Here is an 18,691-nt window from a genome sequence, read left to right as displayed (position 1 = left end):
AATAGGATATCGCGCACGGGATGAATTGAAGGGTGATTGCTGGTGGGCAAAACTTCGCTTGACAAAGAAAAAAAGTGGCCCATTTTTGACAAATCACGCTATGCTAGTGCGGACATGCATGAGCATGTTGTCCTCTTCCAGCATAGTGGCACCGCGAACAGGCAAGACGACCCATGGAACTAAGAGAGTGGCTGATCATCCTGGGGCTGGTTTTGGTGGCGACCATCGTGATCGATGGTTTCCGTCGTCTTCAGCGCCAACGTCGGGTTCCACGCCTCGATCAGACGATCGAAGACAGTGAGATCGACGGCGGATCCGAAAGGGATCCGGAGCAGGCGGCCCGCGAGGCCGAGGTCAACTGGGAATTGCCCAATGGAGGGGCACGTGTCGTACGTCCGGCGACGTTTGAACGCAGCGGCAACGGCTCGGAGCCGATCAGGCCTTCCGAACCCAAGCGGCAGGCGCGAATTCCGAAAGAGGAACTGCAGAGCAGTATCGTCGATCGCCGAACGCGCTCTTCGTTTGCCGACAAGCAGCACAGTGTCGATGTGCAGCAAAAGTTCAAGAATGCCGTTCGTGCCGGTGCCAAGCGTGTCAGTGATTCGGCGCATCGCCTGAGTCACCGACGCGACGATGCCAGACGCGACGATGCCGGCCGTGAACCGGAAGCAGTCAGTCGCGACGCCGAAGCGGCGCGGATTCAGAAAGCTGAACGCCATCAGCAACCAGGTCCGGCGTCTCGGGAGGCCGATGCCGCCGATCACGCCAGCCGCCTGAAGATCACGACGCTGGTGCCGCCGGAAGGTGCGCCAATGGCGTATGACGGTGACCGTGGAGCCGATGAGGTGCAACCGGTCGATCAGTCCGAGCCGACCCTTGCGGAACGCCGTGTCGAACCGGAGATGGCCGAACGGCCCGTCGCGCCAGCCGACGAGCTCAGCGTGTCGCCACGACACGACGTCGTGACGCCGCATCCGGCGGTGGAGCGCGCCAAGCGTCACCACGTGAGTGCCGCCCGCGCTCGCGAGACCCTGTCGCACGCCGAAGAGATCATCGTCATCAGCGTATTGGCGAGAACCGACGACGGATTCGACGGTGCCGACCTGCTCAACCTGATGCTGGCCTGCGGCCTGCGTTTCAGCGAGATGGGCATTTTCCATCGCTACGAGACCGAAGCCGATGACAGCGAGCTTCAATTCTCGATGGTCAACGTGGTCAAGCCGGGCGTCTTCGATCTCGACAGCATGCAGGAAATCGTGACGCCGGGGGTTTCCTTCCTGATGCCGCTGCCGGGCGCCAACGACACCGCGGCCGCTTTCGAGGCGATGCTGGAAACCGCGATGGTGCTGGTGCGCAACCTCGGTGGCGAACTCAAGGACGAGAACCACAGCGTGATGACCGCCCAGACGATCGAGTTCGCGCGCCAGCGGGTGCAGGAGTTCGAGCGTCGCCATCGGCTGCATCGCTATCAAGCCAATTGAGTTGGCAAAGGCTCGAACCGAGCCGAACTTGACGACGGGGCCCTTCGAGGCCCCGTCGTCGTTTCGTTTCAGGGGCTCGGGCTGGGTCCGGCCCTGACGTTACGGCAGCCATGACCGGCTTCCGCTACAATGCGGGTCACTTTGTGCAGCGATCGAATCGAGCGTCATGAGCCAGATCCCCCAAGCGGTCCTCGAACGGGCCGATGCCCTGCGCCAGCAGTTGGACGATGCCAACTACCACTATTACGTCGAAGATCAGCCGCAGATACCGGATATCGAGTACGACAAGCTGCTGCGCGAGCTGCAGTCGCTGGAAGCCGATCATCCCGAACTGGTGACGCCGGACTCGCCGACGCAGCGCGTCGGTGCCTCGCCAGCCGAACGCTTTCGGGAAGTGACGCACGCCGTGCCGATGCTGTCGCTCGATAACGCGTTCAGCACGGAAGAGCTCGAGGCATTCGTCAAGCGTGTCGCCGACAAGCTCGAAAGCGATCCGGAGACGCTGAGTTTCTGCTGCGAACCCAAGCTCGACGGGCTGGCGGTATCGCTGGTCTACGAGAACGGCCGGCTGGTCCAGGGCGCGACGCGCGGCGACGGGCGGACCGGCGAAGACGTCACACTCAACCTGCGTACGCTCCACTCCATTCCCCTCAAGTTGCGCGGCAAGTCGGTGCCGTCGCTGATCGAGGTGCGCGGCGAAGTCTATATGCGCCATTCGGGTTTCGAGGCGATGAACCAGCGCGCGCGGGAGAACGGCGACAAGGTCTTCGCCAACCCGCGCAACGCCGCTGCCGGCAGCCTGCGGCAGCTGGATTCCTCGATCGCCGCCAAACGGCCACTCGAATTCTGCGCCTATCAGGTCGCACGGCTTGAGGGCGACGATAGCGCGCAATCCCATTCGGATTACCTGAAGCGATTGCGCGAGCTGGGCTTTCGCACCAGCCCGCTGCTCGATGTCGTCGAAGGTGCGAGCGGTGTCGTCTCGTTCTGCCGGACGCTGGGCGAGCAGCGCGAGACGCTCGACTACGACATCGACGGCGCCGTGCTGAAGGTCGACAGCCTGCGCGATCAGCGCGAGCTGGGCTTCGTCTCCCGCGCGCCGCGCTGGGCCATCGCCTACAAGTACCCGGCCCAGGAACAGACCACGACGCTCAACGACGTGGCGTTCCAGGTCGGCCGCGTCGGCACGCTGACGCCGGTGGCCAAGCTGGAGCCGGTGCAGGTCGCCGGCGTGACGGTCTCCAATGCCACGCTGCACAACATGGACGAGGTCGAGCGGCTTGGTGTGCGTATCGGCGATACCGTGATCGTGCGGCGAGCCGGCGACGTCATTCCGCAGATCGTCGGTGTCGTCGAGTCGCAGCGCCCGGAGGGGACCCGCGCCATCGAGATGCCGACGGCCTGCCCGGTCTGCGGCTCGCAGATCGAACGACTGGAAGGCGAGGTTGCGGCACGCTGTTCCGGTGGCCTCTACTGCCCGGCGCAGCGCAAGGAGGCATTGAAGCACTTCGCCAGCCGGCGTGCGCTGGATATCGACGGTCTCGGCGAGAAGCTGATCGATCAGTTGGTCGAGCGCGACTGGGTCAAGACGCCGGCGGATCTGTTCCGGCTCAGGGCCGAGCGGCTGGCCGAGCTTCCCCGGCTGGCGGAAAAGTCCGCCAGCAATCTGGTCAACTCCCTCGAGGCAGCCAAGCACACCACGCTCGCGCGTTTCGTCTACGCCATCGGCATCCGTGAGGTGGGCGAAGCCACGGCGGCCAGCCTGGCGCGCCACTTCGGTACGCTCCAGGCGCTGCGCGAGGCCTCTCTGGAGGCCTTGAAGGCCGTCGACGACGTCGGCCCGGTGGTGGCCCACCATATCCATACGTTCTTCCGACAGGCGCACAATCAGGAGACGCTGGACGATCTGCTGAAGGTGGGCGTGACCTGGGAAGAGGAGGATATCGGCGAACGGCCGCAGCCGCTGGCAGGGCAGACCTGGGTGCTGACCGGCACGCTGGAGGCGATGACCCGTGACGAAGGCAAGGAACGCCTGCAGGCGCTCGGCGCCAAGGTTGCCGGCAGCGTCTCGAAGAAGACCGCCACCGTCGTCGCCGGGCCCGGCGCCGGCAGCAAGCTGGCCAAGGCCGAAGAGCTGGGCGTCGAGGTGATCGACGAAGCCACGTTCATCGAACGGCTGAAGTCATGGGAGGCAGGAACATGAGTGGACGCTTCATCGAAGTCCCGCACCGCATGCTGCCCGCGGAGACGCTGGATGCGCTGCTGGAGACGTTCGTCACGCGGCAGGGATACGACACCACCGATGTCGCGACGGACATGCATGACTGGGTGCGGGATCTCAAGCGACAACTGGAGCGGGGCGAGCTGTTGATCGTTCATGACCTGCAGACCGAGAGCACCGAAGTGATGACCCTGACCCAATGGCGCAGCTTCGGGCGGGACCTGGCCGATGACGAGGAGGAAGGCTAAACGGTGTGTCCGTTTTGCCAGGTGACTAATTCGAGCAGCATTTGCTTACCACTGACCGAGCATCAACCGCCCTTTTGCTCATTATTGCGAGGGGCAAGCCCCTCGCGCTCCCCTTTCTTGACGCCCCAGACGGCGAGCCCCTGAACGCCAACCGCCCGTGCTCGGGTCGGCGCGAAAGGGCATCCTGCCCAACGCGCCTCTCGCGTCATCCATGACGCGAGACCCGGCGCGGCGATCGTCGTTCAGCGCCGTTCTGGAAGGCGTCATCGGGTGGGGAATTCAAGCGTATCGGTTTATCAGCAAACCAAAACGGCGCCTCCGTTCTTGAGAACGGGGCGCCATTGCCGTTGCGGTCAGAGCCGGTTCAGGTGAAGAATAGCGGCACCACGATACTGGAGATGAGCAGGATCAGCGCACCACCGAGGCGTGACGAAATCTGCGCGAACGGCATCAGTTGCATGCGCTTGGCAGCGGAGAGCACGGCCACGTCCCCGGTGCCGCCCATGTTGGCCATGCACAGCCCGGCAGTGATCGCGGACTCGATCGGGTAGAAGCCGACCAGCTTGCCGACCAGGCCGGCACCGAAGGCTGCGCCGGCGACGACGGCAAAGACGATCAGCACGTAGGTGATGGAGATGGCGTCGATCACCTGGCCGAGATCGGTGTAGGCGATGCCGATGCCGAACAGCAGGGCAAAGGTCCAGTTCTTGGCGACGAACTGGAACCACTGCGCCGCGGCGTCGTTGATCGATTCCGGCACGACGTTGGCGATCTTGAGAACGGCGACCAGAATGATCATCAGCGCGTACGGATGCAGCGGAATGAATCCGCCCAGAATCTCGCCGGCGACGAAGAAGGTGAGCGCAGCGACGACGCCGATACCCAGCTTGGAGAGGTCGGGTTTGCTCTCGCGCTCTTCGATTTCCACGCCCGGCATCATCTGGCCGTTGCCGGTCAGGCTCGGCATGCGGTTGGCCAGGCCATTGAGCAGGCCGGCGATGATGATGGCGAAGACGTTACCCAATGCCAGTGCCGGTACCAGAATGGAGATGTAGTAACTGGCCGGCTGACCCAGCAGTTGCTCGTAGATCTGGCTCATCGGTACCGCACCGGCGCCCATGCCGCCGCCCATGATCGGCAGGGCGATGACCACGACCGCGTCCTGCGGCGAGAAGCCCATCACCCAGCCGACGGCGATCGCGAACAGGGCGGCGAACAGCACGGCGCAGACCAGCGGCAAGGCGTAGCGCGAGCCGACCTTGACCAGCACGCGGGAGTCCATGCCCAGAATGCTGCCGGTGATCAGCGCGGCGATATAGAAATTGAGGAAGCCGCCGCCTTTCATGAACTGGGTCACGTTGTCGACGACGCCGGTCGGCAGCCACTGCACATAGACCAGCGCGGCGGCGCCGAAGATGGCCAGGATCGCGCCGCCGCCGAGATAGCTCTTGACGATCGGCAGCCGATCACCGATGAAGCCCATGAGCTCACCGAGGATCATCATCACCAGCAGGGCGCCGATCATCCCGGTCGGGATCGTGTCCGTCGCCATGGAGATGATCAAGACAATGGTGGCGATGGCGAAAAGTGGTAGGGGAATGCCGAAAATCGGCGTCGACAGCCAGCTGTCTCGATGGCCGGAATCGGCCTGTGCAGTTTGCGTCACGGTTGAAGTCATGGTTGGCTCCCCATGGATTCTCGCCCAAAGGGCGGTAAGCGGGATTCTTGCCCGGCGGGCAGTACGGTGCCGAGGATAGTGACCTCACGGTGTCGACCAAGTTTTAGGAAATTATTAAAGCCTTTATAAACTATTGAAAGAAACGTGCTTGAAGGCTGCACAGGCCTGGTCTGGAGGGTATACCACCATGGTCTAAAGCCATGGCGGTTACCGGCTGGTTACCTCAAGGGGCAGCTGGCGGGTCGGTATCGCAAAGAGGAGTAGTGGAAGATGTCCGAATTGGCTCGACGCGGCGGCAGGCCTTTCGAGATCGGGTCCATGCGCCCGGCTGGTGGGAACGTGGCGTGAAACGGCTACGTCTGAGTGCCCAGATATTCATCCTGGTCGCCAGCATGATCGTGCTGACGCTGGGCGTGGCGCTGTTGTTGTTCAACTACCAGCTGCGCGCCAATCTCGAGGACACCCAGGGCGAGAGGGTGATGGGGCTGGCGACGGTGCTGGCCGACCGCAGTGATATCAAGGCGGCGCTCTCCGCCCGCCCCATCGTCCACGACCCCGATTCCGCCCTGCGTCAGCAGATCGAGAGACTGCGCGAGCGCCTGGGGGTGGATTTCATCACCGTCATGGATCTCGATCATCTACGCCTGACGCATCCCGATCCCGACGAGGTCGGGCGGCACTTCCGGGGTGGCGACGAAGACCCCGCGCTGGCCGGGGAATCCTACGTCTCTCGCTCGGAGGGCACGCTGGGCGTCAGCATTCGCGGATTCTCGCCCGTGCTCGATGCCGGCGGCACGGTCATCGGTGCCGTCTCGACCGGGGTCACGCTCAGCCGTGTCGGCCTGTTGCTGGCCGAGCGGCGCCAGGGTTTGCTGCTGGGTATTTCACTACTGATGCTGATCGGGGCCTCGGGCGCCTGGTGCCTGGCGCGCTATATCAAGCGGATCCTGCTGGGATTCGAGCCGCACCAGATCTCCCAGTGGGTTCGGGAGCGTCAGGCGATGCTCTCCTCGCTGCACGAAGGAGTTCTGGCGATCAATGGCGAGGGAGAGATCACGCTGGTCAATCCGGCGGCCTGCCAATTGCTGGGTTCCTCGGCGGCAGAGGACGGTGCGGGGATTCCGGCCGCGACGCTAAAGGAGCTGTTCGACAGCGGCGTTTCCTCGCTCGACCGCCGGCTGACGCTGAACGGGCGAGCGCTGATCGTCAATCGGGTGCCCATTCGCGGCGAACGCGGCGCCGACGGGAGCGTGGTGACGCTGCGAGATCGCAGCGAAGTGAATCGGCTCGCCGAAGAGCTGACCGGCGTCAGCCGATACGCCCAGGCACTGCGTGCCTCCACCCATGAATTCAAGAACCGGTTGCACGTCATCCTGGGGCTCGTGCAGTTGCGTGATCTGGGGCGCCTGGAGCGTTATCTGCGTGAGCTGGACGACACCCTGATCGCGCCGGCAGCGGCCCGGATCGCCGGGGTCAGGGATCCGGTCCTGGCCGGCTTTCTGCTGGCCAAGGGCAGCGAGGCCAGAGAGCGGCGAGTGGCGTTCGAGATCGATCTGGAAAGCGAGATTCCGGCGCCCGACGAAAGCGAGACCATCCATCTGCTGGTATCGATCATCGGCAATCTGGTGGAGAACGCGTTCGAGGCGGTGGCCGGGCGCGAGGCGCCCCAGGTGAGCCTGACACTGGGCGTCGACGCCGGCGCGCTCTCGCTGCACGTGTCGGACAACGGCAAAGGCATGGCCGAGGATCAGCAGCGGCTCGCCATGGAGCAGGGGGTTTCTTCCAAGGGCGAGGGTCGAGGCTATGGGTTGGCCATGGTCAAGACGCACGTGGAATCGCTCGGTGGCTCGCTGGCTCTCTATTCGACGCTGGGGCGTGGCACGCTGATCGAGGTGACAGTACCCTATGCGATGGCGGTAACGCGGGTAACCGACGGAGTGACGTGATCCATGCGCGTATTGGTAGTAGAAGATGATCCGATGGTGATGCGGCTCAATGTCGAGTTTCTCAATCGCATTGACGGCATCGATCTGGTGGCGCAGTGCGAAGACTTGCCGGCGGCCAGAGACTTGCTGGCGCGGGAGTCGGTGGATCTGCTCCTGCTCGATGTCTATCTCCGCGGGCATAATGGCCTCTCGCTGGTGCGCGACCTGCGTCGCCAGGCCAGGGATATCCAGATCGTGCTGATCACGGCGGCTTCGGAAATGGAAACCGTGCGTGAAGCCAAGCATCTCGGCGTCAGCGACTATCTGGTCAAGCCCTTCGAGTTCGAGCGCTTCAAGGAGGCCCTGACCCGCTGTCTCGATACCCACCGGCGGCTGTCCCGGCTGCCGGCGCGCGCACACCAGCGCGATCTGGATGCGCTGTTCCGTCGCGACTCGGTCGCTGCCCAGCCGGCCCGCCCCGGCGACCTGCCCAAGGGGCTGACGACCAACTCGCTCGCCCAGGTGGCGAGAGCCGCCGCCGAACAGGACGGCGAACCTTTCACCACCGAGGCGCTGAGCGAGAACACCGGCATGTCGCGGGTATCGGTGCGCAAGTACCTCAAGCATCTGGTGGATCGCGGCGTGCTCGAGGAGTCCTTCCATTACGGCCAGATCGGCCGCCCCTCCTTCACCTACCGCTGCCTCGATGGCGAGACGCTGGCGCATCTGGGAGAGGCCGGCATGCCGGGCTCGTGAGGCCAGCAAACCTGATTGACGATTCCCTTGGGCAATACGGCGTCAATCGGAGGCTCCCCGGAACGCAGAGGGCGTTTCAGCGCCCGCGAATCAGGTCGGCAATGATGCGTCGACCGGGGTGGAGGTGATCCACCAGCTCGCGTTCCAGCGGCATTGGTTCATCGTATAGCCGTGAGGCGATCAGTTCGGCACACAGCGGGGCGCTGACCATGCCGCGGGAGCCGTGCGCGGTCGTGACCCACAATCCCGGATAGTGGCTGCCGGGGCATTCGAAGCGGCGCCTGGCGTCCTTGCCCAGCGCGGCGTAGTCGTTGCGCCAGCGTGCGACGTCCGGCAGCGGCCCGACGTAGGGCGTCTTGTCCGGGCTGGCGGCACGAACGCTGGCGCGGCCGCCGCAACTGGCGGGATTGATTCCGGCAAACTGGCGGGCCAGCGTCGGAGCCGTCCGGGTCAGCTCGTCGAGATTGCGGCGATGATCCGATTCGCGCAGCGTCGTATCGGCATCGTGGGGCGAGAAGGTCGCGCCGAAGGTGAGCATTCCGTTGCGGGCCGGCATCACGTAGCCCTCGGCGCAGAGTACGCGCTCCAGGGCCGGACCGTTGCCGGACTCGGCCTGCTGCGGTAGCGCCAGGGTGGACACCTGGCCGCGAACCGATTGCAGCGGCAGGCCATCGAGCCAGTCGCGGCTGGCGTGGCCGGTGGCGAACACGACCTGGTCGACGCACAGCGGGCTCTGGCCCAGCTGCAACTGCCAGCCGCTTTCCGTCTCCCGCAGTGAACGAAGTTCGGCCTGGCGTATTTCGACGCCGGGCGTCGCCGCGAGGTGACGACACAGCGCCACCGGATCCACCCAGCCCGCCTGGGGATAATGGAGGGCAGCCTCTTCCAGATCGATGCCGGCGAGTGACGTGGCGTCGGCGGGCTCGCTGGCGGAGACGACCGTCGACGGCAGATCGTAGAGGTCCAGGAACCGGCGCTGGCGTTCGATGCCACGCGCGTCCCCGGCCAGTTGCAGCAGCCCGCAGTCCGACCACCAGCGGCGCTGGGGATCGAGGCGCGCCAGCCAGCGCTGCGTGTAGAGCAGCGCGGCGAGATAGAAGCGGCTCTGGAGATTGGGTTCCACCGCCAGTTTGACGTAGAGCGCGGCCTGAGGATTGCCGGATGCCCCGGCCGCGATGCCCGCGCGATCCACCAGCGTCACCCGACTGCCCCGGCGCGCCAGTGCCGCCGCCACGCTGGTGCCGGCGATACCGGCGCCGATCACGGCCACGTGCGCCGCCGGCCGAGCGGGCGGCGGCTGGAACCAGGGGGTCGCCGCTCGAGCGGAAATGGTCTCGGACGCAGGTCGCGTCGACTCGGACGCAGGTCGCATCGATTCGTCCCGCTCGCCGCGCAGCATCTCCCGCTTGCGGCCGAAGCCCGGCACCTTGCGCCAGTGGAAGCCGGCCGCGGCCAGGCCGCGGCGAACGAACCCCGCGCAGGTGAAAGTGGCAAAGGTCGCCCCCGGCCGGCTGGCGGCGGCCATGGCCTCGAACAGCTCAAGGCGCCACATGTCGGGATTCTTCGACGGCGCGAAACCGTCGAGGAACCAGGCGTCGACCTGGCCGTCCAGCTGCGACAGGCAGTCCGCGGCATCGCCGAAGTGAAGGTCCAGGATGACGCGGGCATCCAGCTGCAGGCGGTGGACACCAGCCACGGCCGGGGGCCACTGCTCGAGCAGCGAAGCGGCCCGGGACGACAGCTGCGGCCAGCTGCGCCAGGCGCGTTCCAGCGCCTCGCGGGTGAGCGGATGCTTCTCGGTCGAGACCAGATGCAGCCTGGCCTCGGCAGGAGCGTTCTCATCGAAGCACGCCCAGGCGCACAGCATGTTGAGCCCGGTGCCGAAGCCGGTCTCGCCGATCGTGAACGGCCGCCGAGCCCGCCAGGCGGCCAGGCGTCGTGGCAGATCGTTGTTGTCGATGAAGACGAAACGGCTCTCCTCGCGGCCATCCTGACGCGAGAAATAGACATCGTCGTAAGCGGTCGAGAAGGGAGCCTCGACGTCGCCATCGTCGACACGCCAGTCCAGTTCGGCATGTCGGATGGAGTAGCGGATGGCATGGCGATGAGGAGGAACCGAGTTGCCGGTCATGGTTTCCACGTCCAGCGCCGCCAGGCAATCGCTTCAGGAAAGCCAGGCGGCGAGCTGTATAAAAATTGAACACTTTCCGCCAGGCGGCGGCTTGTCGGCGGCACGGAAAGACGTCCGCGGGATCTTAACAGTGTTATCCACAGCCATTGTGCAAAACCGTGACGCGAGCGGTTGTGGATAACGGGGCGACGGGTGCGTCCGACTTACGGCAGAACCCGCTTGAACGGCTTGACTTGCACTTGTGAGTAGACGCCGGCCGCGACGTACGGGTCGGCGTCGGCCCAGCGCTGCGCGGCTTCGAGCGATCCGAACTCGGCCACGATCAGGCTGCCGCTGAAGCCGGCCTTGCCCGGATTGTCGCTGTCGATGGCCGGATGAGGCCCGGCGAGCACGAGTCGGCCTTCGTCCTTCAGCGCTTCCAGACGCTCGAGGTGCGCCGGGCGAACCGAGAGCCGCTTTTCCAGGCTGTCGTCGACATCGTCACTGATAATGGCGTATAGCATCAGGAACCTTCCTCCGATTGTGATTGCGAAAGATGGCGGGCCAGGAACAGGGCCTGCCCGACCACGAACAGCAGCGTCAGTCCCAGCATGCCGAAAAGCTTGAAGTCGACCCAGGTCGCCTCGTCGTAGTAGCTGAAGACATAGACATTGAGCGCCGCCATGGCGAAGAAGAACAGCACCCACGCCAGATTGAGCCGCCGCCACACGGCCGCGGGCAGCGCTACCGCCTTGCCCATCATCCGCTGGGTCAGCGTCTGCCCGCCGAACAGCGGAGACAGCAGAAATGCGACGCCGAACAGTGCATTGATGACGGTGGGTTTCCACTGAATGAAGGCCGGGTTGCGAAACGCGATGGTGGCGCCGGCCGAGGCGATCACGATGATCGAGGTGATCAGCAGCATCTTCTCGATGCGGCGCTGACGCCACCAGACGATGCCCAATTGCGCCACGGTAGCGGGAATCAGCACCATCGTTGCCATGATGATGTCGCCGCTCAGGTGGTACACGGCGAAGAAGATCGCGATGGGCAGAAAGTCGAACAGCAGTTTCATACGGGCTAGGCCTCTGGCGGGTGGTGGCGGCGCAGACGTTTGACCCGGCTCGTCGCGCCCGTCACCATAGTCGATCTATTCTGACAAAGACGCTGGCTGGCGTCATGCCCATGAGCGTTTTTCCCACCGATGATCGCGAGACTCGTTCGTTGACGCTGCCAGAAACGCTGGAAAGCGTTCGCGGGGTCGATCTGCACCTGCACTCCACGTCTTCCGACGGCAAGCTTTCACCCACCGAACTGGCGGACCTGTGCCATGCCCGCGGGATGACGCACGTCGCGCTGACCGACCACGACACGCTCGATGGCGTCGAGGAAGCGCGACAGCGATGCCGTCACCATGGCATCCACCTGATGGCGGCCGCCGAGCTCTCCTGCCAGTGGCGGGGCATCGCGCTTCACATCGTGGCGCTGTTGCCCCACGGCACCTCCCGCGCCCTCGATGCCGGCCTGGCGTCGCTGGCCCACGCCCGCGAGCTGCGATCCCGAGAAATTGCCCACCGTCTGGAAAAGGTCGGCCTGGACGACGGGCTCGCCAGGGCGCGGCGGGAAGCCGGAAGCGAGCGCCCGCTGGGGCGGCCGGACTTCGCGGCAGCGCTGGTCTCCGCCGGTGTGGTGCCGGATATCAAGACGGCGTTCAAGCGCTACCTTGGCGCCGGCAAGCGCGGCGACGTCAGGATGCACTGGCCGGAGCTGGCGACGGTGGTCGGCTGGATTCGCGACGCCCAAGGCATCGCCGTCGTTGCGCATCCGCTGCGCTACGGCATGACCCGGCGCAAGCGGGACCTGATGTTCTCGGCCTTCATCGAGGCCGGCGGCGAGGCGGCGGAGCTGGTCAGCGGCTACCAGAATCCGGATACGACCCACGATCTGGCCCGGCAGCTCGACTTCCATGGCCTGTACGGCTCGATCGGCAGCGATTTCCACTATCCCGGCGGTGCGCTGTCGCCGGGAACGATCAGCCCGCCGCCGCGTTCCCACGTCAAGCCGGTGTGGTGTCATCCGTCCCTGCGAGGCTTTGCCTGCGGCGAATGACGCGGCGTCTGTTACGCTGAAAGGCGGTGACGCTCGGAAAAGCGAGGGTCATCCTACGGACGACCGCTGTCATGCGTGTCGTGGCGGGTTTCCAAAGCGGTTTCAGGAGAGCGTGCAATGACCCAATTCTTCCAGATTCATTCGCAGAATCCGCAGAAGCGCCTGATCGATCAGGCCATCGAGATCCTGCGCCAGGGCGGCGTGATCGCCTACCCCACCGACTCCGGCTATGCGCTGGGTTGCCGGCTGGGCGAAAAGAAAGCGATCGAGAAGATCAAGTGGCTGCGCCAGCTCGACGACCGCCACAACTTTACCCTGGTGTGCTCCGACCTGTCGGAAATCGGCACCTACGCCAAGGTCGACAACAGCGTGTTCCGCCTGCTCAAGTCGCATACGCCCGGCGCCTACACCTTTATTCTCACCGCCACCAGCGAAGTGCCGCGTCTGCTGTTGCATCCCAAGCGTCGTTCGATCGGTGTCCGGGTGCCGGACCACAAGATCACCCACGCCCTGCTCGATGCTCTCGGCGAGCCGCTGATGAGCGTGACGCTGATTCCGGTGGGAGAGACCTTGCCGATGACCGACGCGGAAGAGATCCGCGAGCGCTTCGGGGCGCATCTGGAGCTGATCATCGACGGCGGCGCCTGTCAGCTCGAACCGACCACCGTGGTCGACCTGCGCGAGATCCCGCCGGTGATCGTCCGCGAAGGGCGGGGCGATTCCGAAGCCTTCCGTTGAGCGAAATCTCTATCAAGCCGGTAACGGTTCAGGGGCCTTGTGCCTCGTATCGGCGACCGACCTCGAGTCGACGGTCGAGTCCGTATCGGCGGGCGCGGCAGGGGAGAGCGGTTCCGGTAGGAGCGTCGCGGCTGCGGCAGCGGGTGGCGGTGCCATCAGCTTGAACGCGTCGCAGCGTTCCTGCTGGCGCTGAGCGCGGTCGTCGAGATCCCGCGTGGCGTGGAGCGTCCGCTCCGCCAGCGCGACATTGCGCTGGGTGGCGGCATCAATGGCGTTGATGGCCTGGTCGATCTGGCGAATGCCGTCGCGCTGTTGCTGGCAGGAGAGAGTGATGCCGTCCAGCAGCTCGCTGAGCTGCTGACTGGAGCCCATGGCCGTGGTCAGCGTTTCCCCGGCGTCGACCAATACGCGGGTGCCTTGCTGTACCTGGCGATGCGTGCCTTCGATCTGCTCGCGAATCGTTCCGGCGGCCTCGGCGGAGCGAGCCGACAGGCGGCGAACCTCTTCGGCGACCACCGCGAATCCGCGCCCCTGCGTGCCGGCCCGGGCGGCCTCGACCGATGCGTTGAGCGCCAGCAGGTTGGTCTGGAAAGCCAGCGAGTCGATCATGGCGATCACTTCCAGCGAGGCCTCGGAGCGAGCCCGGGCAGCTTGCATTTCACTGATCGCCGTCGAGACCTGTTCTCCGCTGGAATCGATCCGGCGCTGGTTTTCCGCCGACAGGGCCCGCCCCTGATCGGCATGCTCTGCCGTATGCGAGACGGTCGCGGTGATCTCTTCCATGCTCGCCGTGGTCTGCTGCAGCGCCTGGGCCTGCTGTCGGCTCTGATCGTTGAGGGCGTGGCTGGCGTCGGTCAATTCCAGCGCGTCGTCACGTAGTGCCCGGCTTCCCTGCTGCAGCTGAGAGACCAGATCCAGCAGCGCGAGCTGCATGGCATCCACGCCGGATTTGAGCAGTGCCATTTCGCGCACGCCGCGGGTCGACAGGCGCGTGCCGAGATTGCCCTGGGCGATATCGGCGCAGTGCCGTCTGACTTCGCCAAGCGGGCGCAGCAGATGGCGCTGAAACAGGTAGAAAGCAAGCAGGACCAGCAGCGCGGTGACCGCTGCGGTCGCCGATAGCCCCAGCTGCAGGTGACGAACGTTGCGTGCCATGGCCTCGGCGCCCGACGCCGCGTTGGCGTTCGCGGCGGCGGTCAGCGTTGCGAGACTGGCATCCAGCGCCGCGGTCAGGTCGCTGGCTCTCTGCACGCTGGCCTGGTACGCCGAGACGTCCCAGGCCTTGAGCGAGTCAAAACCGGGCTGTATGCCGTCGTCGATCAGTGCCTGGAAACGGCTTTGCAGGTCGCGATGGGTCCGGCTGCGCTCCGAAGAGGGGTCGCCCGTCGGGGAAAGGTCGGCAAGCCGCTGTTTCGCGTGGTCGAAGGTGGCTTCGGCCTGTGCCCAGGTCTTCTTGGCGGGCTTGACGCGCAGGCGGTTGTAGTCGGTCTCGTAGCTGTCCAGCAGGACGCGGGTCTGCATCAGCGCCGCGTAGATCTCGCGCGCGGTGCCGAGCTGGACGACATTGAGCGCATGGACGGAATCGAAGGCATCCCTGGCTTGCTTCATCGCCAGGTAGCTGCCGCCGCCAATCAGCGACGTCAGCAGGGCGAAGAGCAGCAGCATGGCGATGAGGCCGCCCCGCAGCGTGAAACGAAACGATTTCATGACAGACTCCCGATGAATACGCACCGCTCGAGGCGGGCTCGAAGGAGTCTGTCGCGGTCATGTCACAGAATGATGACAACGGTAACGTTTCTCTGGCCCAAGGTCAGTGCGACAGGGTCAGTGCGACGGTTGGTCGTCGTTGGCCGGCGTCTCGCCCTCGTTGCGCGCGTTCGGGTCCGGCGTCTCTTCATTGAGCCAGGTCCCGCAGAAGCGGCAGTATCTGGCGTCGCGCTCGTGACCTTCGCGGCCGCAGCCCGGGCAGGCTTCCTCGGAATAGCGCTCGCGCTGGATCGAGCGAATCACTTCGGCCGAGAAGACCCCGGTCGGCACGGCGATGATCGAGTAGCCCAGGATCATCATGAAGGCGGAGATGAACTGTCCCAGCGGCGTCACCGGAGCGATATCGCCGTATCCCACCGTGGTCAGCGTGACGATCGCCCAGTACATCGAACGCGGCATGCTGGTGAAGCCCGCCTCCGGCGGCTCTATCATGTAGATCAGAGCGCCGAAGATCGTGATGATCAACAACACCGTGGTCAGAAACAGCAGGATCTTGCGCTGGCTGCGCTGCAGCGCCTGCATCAGCATGCGGCCCTCGCCGACGAACTCCATGAGCCTGAGAACGCGGAACACGCGCAGGACGCGCAGGACGCGCACCACCAGTAGCGATTGGGCGCCGGGTATCAGCAGGCTGAGCCAGGTCGGAAGAATCGCCAGCACGTCGAGAATGCCGTAGAAACTGCGCAGATAGCGCCAGGGCCGTTCGAGACAGTAGAGCCTGAGCGCCAGCTCCAGCGTGAAGATCAGCGTGAAGCCCCATTCCATGACATAGAAAATGTCTCCGAAGCGTTCATGCAGCCCCGGCACGCTGTCGAGGAAGACGGTCCCCACGCTCACCAGAATGAGGGTGATCAGCGCAATGTCGAAAGCCTTGGCCTGTGGCGTGTCCGATTCGAAGATGATCTGGAATAGCCGTTTGCGTAGCGATGAGTCGCCCGATTGCATCGATTGAGTTCCCGTCCCTGGTGTTGAGTGGCGCCGTAGCGCGCGCCTGGCAATTCGTTTACGGCACATTTCAGTTCTCGGCGTGGATACCGATAATACTAAGATTACTTAGAATTGCTGGATGTCATTGGCCGTCAGCTCATGCGCATTTGAAGTTCGTCGAGTCATTGCGATGTACCGGTACCATGCCCAGGCATAAACTGACGCGAGGGTAGTATTTTCATGATCGGGTTGATTCAACGTGTTCTCATTGACCATGTCGAGGCCAACTACGGCGAAACTGCCGTACAGGTGATCGCGGAGCGGGCAGGCGTGCCGTCGCCCGGGCGACGTATCGACACGGATTACGACGATGCCGATACGCTGGCGTTCTTCGCTGCAGTCGGCGATTACCTCGAGCTCGATCATGAGGCGCTGATGGCGCTGTACGCGGATCTGTTCATCCAATGGACGCGCCGACACTACCCCATGTTCTTCTCGATGGCCGAATCGGCGCAAGCCCTGCTGGGGCGCCAGCCGGCCATTCATGCGTCCCTCGGCGCCGGTGTGCGTGACCCCAAACTGCGTAGCCGAGTGAATGACAAGTTTCGGGTCGTCGAGCAGAGCGCGTCCTGGCTGGTCGTCGAATACCGTTCGCCGAATGGGCTCTGTTCGCTCTACCGCGCCATCTTCCCCCGGGTGCTCGAGGTGTATGGTCAGACCGGCGAGCTGGTCGAGACGCGCTGTCGGCATCGCGGTGACGATTGCTGTCGATTCGAAATGACGTTCGCGGAGGAGGCGGTGGCATGAGAAGAGGGCCTGGGGGTTCGGAAGAGCGCGAGCGGCACCTGCTGGAGGAGGTCGACTCCATCAGCAACCAGCTATGTCAGGCCGTGGACGGCAATTTCGAGTTCCACGTCCATACCGACAGCGACGAAATCGCGGTGCAGAAGCTGGCTCAGCTCAATAACTTCGTCCTCGATTCGGTGCGGCGCACGATCCGGGATCTCCAGGCCTCACGAGACGAGCTCGAGACTCGCGTCGAGGAGCGGACGCAACGCCTGAACCTGGTGCTGACCGCCACCAACGACGGTGTCTGGGAGTGGGATATCGCCAGTGGCAACATCACGTTGTCGCAGCGCTGGTCCAGCATGCTGGGGTTGCCGTATGCCGCAGGGCAGCAGGATGTCGATGAATGGTTACGGCGGATTCACGATGACGATCGCGCCAAGGTCCAGCAGTCGCTGTACCAGCATCTCGACGGGTTGACCTCGTCGGTCAACGTGGAATACCGCATTCGCGACGCTCGCGGCAGCTGGCGAATGATGCTATGCCGGGGATTGTGCCAGCGCGATGATCATGGTGTGGCGACTCGCATGGCCGGCACCCAGACCGATACCACCGAACAGCGACTCGTCGATCCGTTGACGCTGCTGCCCAATGGCGATTATCTCGATCTGCTGCTGCGAGAACGCCTGTCGCATTCGCCACTGTCACCGATGGCGCTGGTCAAGTTCCAACTGCTCAACGTGGCCTCGCTGTTCGACGGCGTAGCGGTTGAGGACGCGATCACTGCGCTACGGGGGCTGGTCCAGCAGATGCGCCGCCAGTTGCCCCTGCAGGTGGCTCTGGCCGCCTTGCCGGAACACACCTTTGCAATGATTTTCGAGATCGGTGATGCCGAACGGCTCGATCACGTTCTCGAACCCCTGGAGGCGCTGCTCGCGCAACCGGTGGAGATAGACGGGCAGCAGGTCTGGCTGTCGCACGTCAGTGGGGTGGCGGTATTGAGCCCGTCAGAGCCGGTGAGTGTCGACGAATGGCGCCATCGGTCGCGTCTGGCCCTGGCCAATGCACGCCAGTCGGATATCGGCTCGCGGCGCTATTACAGCGAGTCGCTGCGGCAGTGGGAGCGACAGAACAGCCAGGCCGAGCAGTTGATTCGCGGAGCGCTGGCGACTCGCGGGGTTCGCTGCTTCGTGCAGCCGATCATCGATGTTTCGAAGGGCGAGGTGCGCTGCTTCGAGGCGCTGATGCGCCTGCAAGCGCCCGGCGGGAAAATCGTGGAGCCTGGCAGCTTCATCGAAGTCGCTGAACGTTCCGGATTGATCTCCCCGCTATGGGAAGCGCTGATGAAGCAGGCATTGCCGATGCTCAAGGACGATGCCATCCGTCAGCGCTTCGGCGACCGCTTTCTGTTGAGCGTCAATCTCTCGACGCGCCAGGTGATGGACCCGAGCCTTCTCGACACCCTGCTCGAGGCATTGGACCACCACGGGATTCCCTGTCATCGACTCCAGATCGAAGTCACCGAAACCTCGGTGCTCAGCGATCCGGTCAAGGCGTTTCGCATTCTCGACCGGATCCGGGCTGCCGGCATCCGTGTGGCGCTGGACGACTTCGGCAGCGGCTATTCTTCGCTGGCGCAGTTGACCTCGATGCCGATGGATACGGTCAAGATCGATCGCGAGCTGGTCACGGACGTCACCACGCTGCCGCGCAAGCGCCATGTGCTGTCGGCAGTGATCGCGCTCTGTCAGCGCCTCGACTACGGCATTGTCGTGGAAGGTGTCGAGGAGTGCGAAACCCTGAACCTTCTGTGTGCATGGGGCGTCACCGACATTCAGGGCTATGTCTACGCCCGGCCGCTATCGCTGGATCGGCTGGTCGATGACTTCCCGTCACTCAAGCCTTGTCGGCCTGACATTGATGCCGAGAGCGCTAGGGTCTGTTG

15 protein-coding genes are annotated in these 18,691 nt (G+C 64.4%); 9 read left to right on the top strand and 6 right to left on the bottom strand.

Annotation, left to right across the window (positions count from 1 at the left end; all coding sequences use genetic code 11):
• The first annotated feature begins 173 nt into the window (after positions 1-173).
• The 3 genes from zipA to DOM32_RS00750 all read left to right on the top strand — a co-directional run bounded on the left by zipA (position 174) and on the right by DOM32_RS00750 (position 3,950).
• Positions 174-1,481 carry a cell division protein ZipA gene (zipA, locus tag DOM32_RS00760; protein WP_110630327.1) on the top strand — a complete coding sequence of 436 codons (1,308 nt, stop codon included), beginning with the start codon at positions 174-176 and terminating at the stop codon, positions 1,479-1,481.
• Between the two features lie 166 nt (positions 1,482-1,647).
• Positions 1,648-3,684 (top strand): NAD-dependent DNA ligase LigA, encoded by a 2,037-nt coding sequence (gene ligA / locus DOM32_RS00755; RefSeq protein ID WP_110630325.1) that lies wholly within the window; start codon positions 1,648-1,650, stop codon positions 3,682-3,684.
• Entirely contained in the window at positions 3,681-3,950 is a 270-nt protein-coding gene (locus DOM32_RS00750; RefSeq protein WP_071230665.1) for a YheU family protein, read from the top strand. The genes ligA and DOM32_RS00750 overlap by 4 nt, the downstream gene beginning before the upstream one ends.
• A 364-nt stretch (positions 3,951-4,314) precedes the next feature.
• On the opposite strand, the gene DOM32_RS00745 is transcribed toward DOM32_RS00750, so the two are convergent.
• Positions 4,315-5,628 (bottom strand): 2-hydroxycarboxylate transporter family protein, encoded by a 1,314-nt coding sequence (locus tag DOM32_RS00745; RefSeq protein ID WP_110630323.1) that lies wholly within the window; start codon positions 5,626-5,628, stop codon positions 4,315-4,317.
• Positions 5,629-5,972: 344 nt separating this feature from the next.
• Between DOM32_RS00745 and DOM32_RS00740 the strand changes: the two genes are divergently transcribed.
• On the top strand, positions 5,973-7,574 hold the full coding sequence (locus DOM32_RS00740; RefSeq protein ID WP_244179748.1) for an ATP-binding protein: 1,602 nt from the start codon (positions 5,973-5,975) through the stop codon (positions 7,572-7,574).
• Positions 7,575-7,577: 3 nt separating this feature from the next.
• Complete coding sequence (locus DOM32_RS00735) at positions 7,578-8,309, top strand: response regulator (protein ID WP_071230666.1); 732 nt, start codon at positions 7,578-7,580, stop codon at positions 8,307-8,309.
• Positions 8,310-8,385: 76 nt separating this feature from the next.
• Here the strand turns inward: DOM32_RS00735 and mnmC are convergent, their stop codons facing one another.
• From mnmC to DOM32_RS00720, 3 genes are all read right to left on the bottom strand, one after another.
• Complete coding sequence (gene mnmC, locus DOM32_RS00730; protein ID WP_110630321.1) at positions 8,386-10,440, bottom strand: bifunctional tRNA (5-methylaminomethyl-2-thiouridine)(34)-methyltransferase MnmC2/FAD-dependent 5-carboxymethylaminomethyl-2-thiouridine(34) oxidoreductase MnmC1; 2,055 nt, start codon at positions 10,438-10,440, stop codon at positions 8,386-8,388.
• A gap of 203 nt (positions 10,441-10,643) precedes the next feature.
• Complete coding sequence (locus DOM32_RS00725; RefSeq protein ID WP_071230668.1) at positions 10,644-10,943, bottom strand: YciI family protein; 300 nt, start codon at positions 10,941-10,943, stop codon at positions 10,644-10,646.
• Positions 10,943-11,494 carry a septation protein A gene (locus tag DOM32_RS00720; RefSeq protein ID WP_071230669.1) on the bottom strand — a complete coding sequence of 184 codons (552 nt, stop codon included), beginning with the start codon at positions 11,492-11,494 and terminating at the stop codon, positions 10,943-10,945. The genes DOM32_RS00725 and DOM32_RS00720 overlap by 1 nt, the downstream gene beginning before the upstream one ends.
• A 110-nt stretch (positions 11,495-11,604) precedes the next feature.
• On the opposite strand from DOM32_RS00720, the gene DOM32_RS00715 reads away from it, so the two are divergent.
• Positions 11,605-12,528: a PHP domain-containing protein gene (locus tag DOM32_RS00715; RefSeq protein ID WP_071230670.1), complete on the top strand. Its 924-nt coding sequence runs from the start codon at positions 11,605-11,607 to the stop codon at positions 12,526-12,528.
• 117 nt (positions 12,529-12,645) lie between these two features.
• Entirely contained in the window at positions 12,646-13,266 is a 621-nt protein-coding gene (locus tag DOM32_RS00710) for an L-threonylcarbamoyladenylate synthase (RefSeq protein ID WP_071230671.1), read from the top strand.
• A 12-nt stretch (positions 13,267-13,278) separates the two neighbouring features.
• Here the strand turns inward: DOM32_RS00710 and DOM32_RS00705 are convergent, their stop codons facing one another.
• Together DOM32_RS00705 and DOM32_RS00700 are read right to left on the bottom strand one after the other, a co-directional pair.
• A complete protein-coding gene (locus DOM32_RS00705) occupies positions 13,279-14,973 on the bottom strand; it encodes a methyl-accepting chemotaxis protein (protein WP_110630319.1) in 1,695 nt (564 codons plus the stop codon).
• Positions 14,974-15,090: 117 nt separating this feature from the next.
• Positions 15,091-15,978 carry an ion transporter gene (locus DOM32_RS00700; RefSeq protein WP_110630317.1) on the bottom strand — a complete coding sequence of 296 codons (888 nt, stop codon included), beginning with the start codon at positions 15,976-15,978 and terminating at the stop codon, positions 15,091-15,093.
• 222 nt (positions 15,979-16,200) lie between these two features.
• Here DOM32_RS00700 and DOM32_RS00695 point away from each other — a divergent pair, with 222 nt between their 5' ends.
• Positions 16,201-16,767, top strand: coding sequence for a heme NO-binding domain-containing protein (locus tag DOM32_RS00695; protein ID WP_110630315.1), 567 nt, complete (start codon positions 16,201-16,203; stop codon positions 16,765-16,767).
• Positions 16,764-18,691, top strand: a 1,928-nt coding sequence (locus DOM32_RS00690) for a GGDEF domain-containing phosphodiesterase (RefSeq protein WP_157956993.1), incomplete at its 3' end; no start/stop codon positions are given. The genes DOM32_RS00695 and DOM32_RS00690, both read left to right, overlap by 4 nt.

Source organism: Salinicola salarius (genome assembly GCF_003206135.1).
Lineage (GTDB): Bacteria > Pseudomonadota > Gammaproteobacteria > Pseudomonadales > Halomonadaceae > Salinicola > Salinicola salarius.
This window is presented reverse-complemented; position numbering and strand designations above follow the sequence as displayed.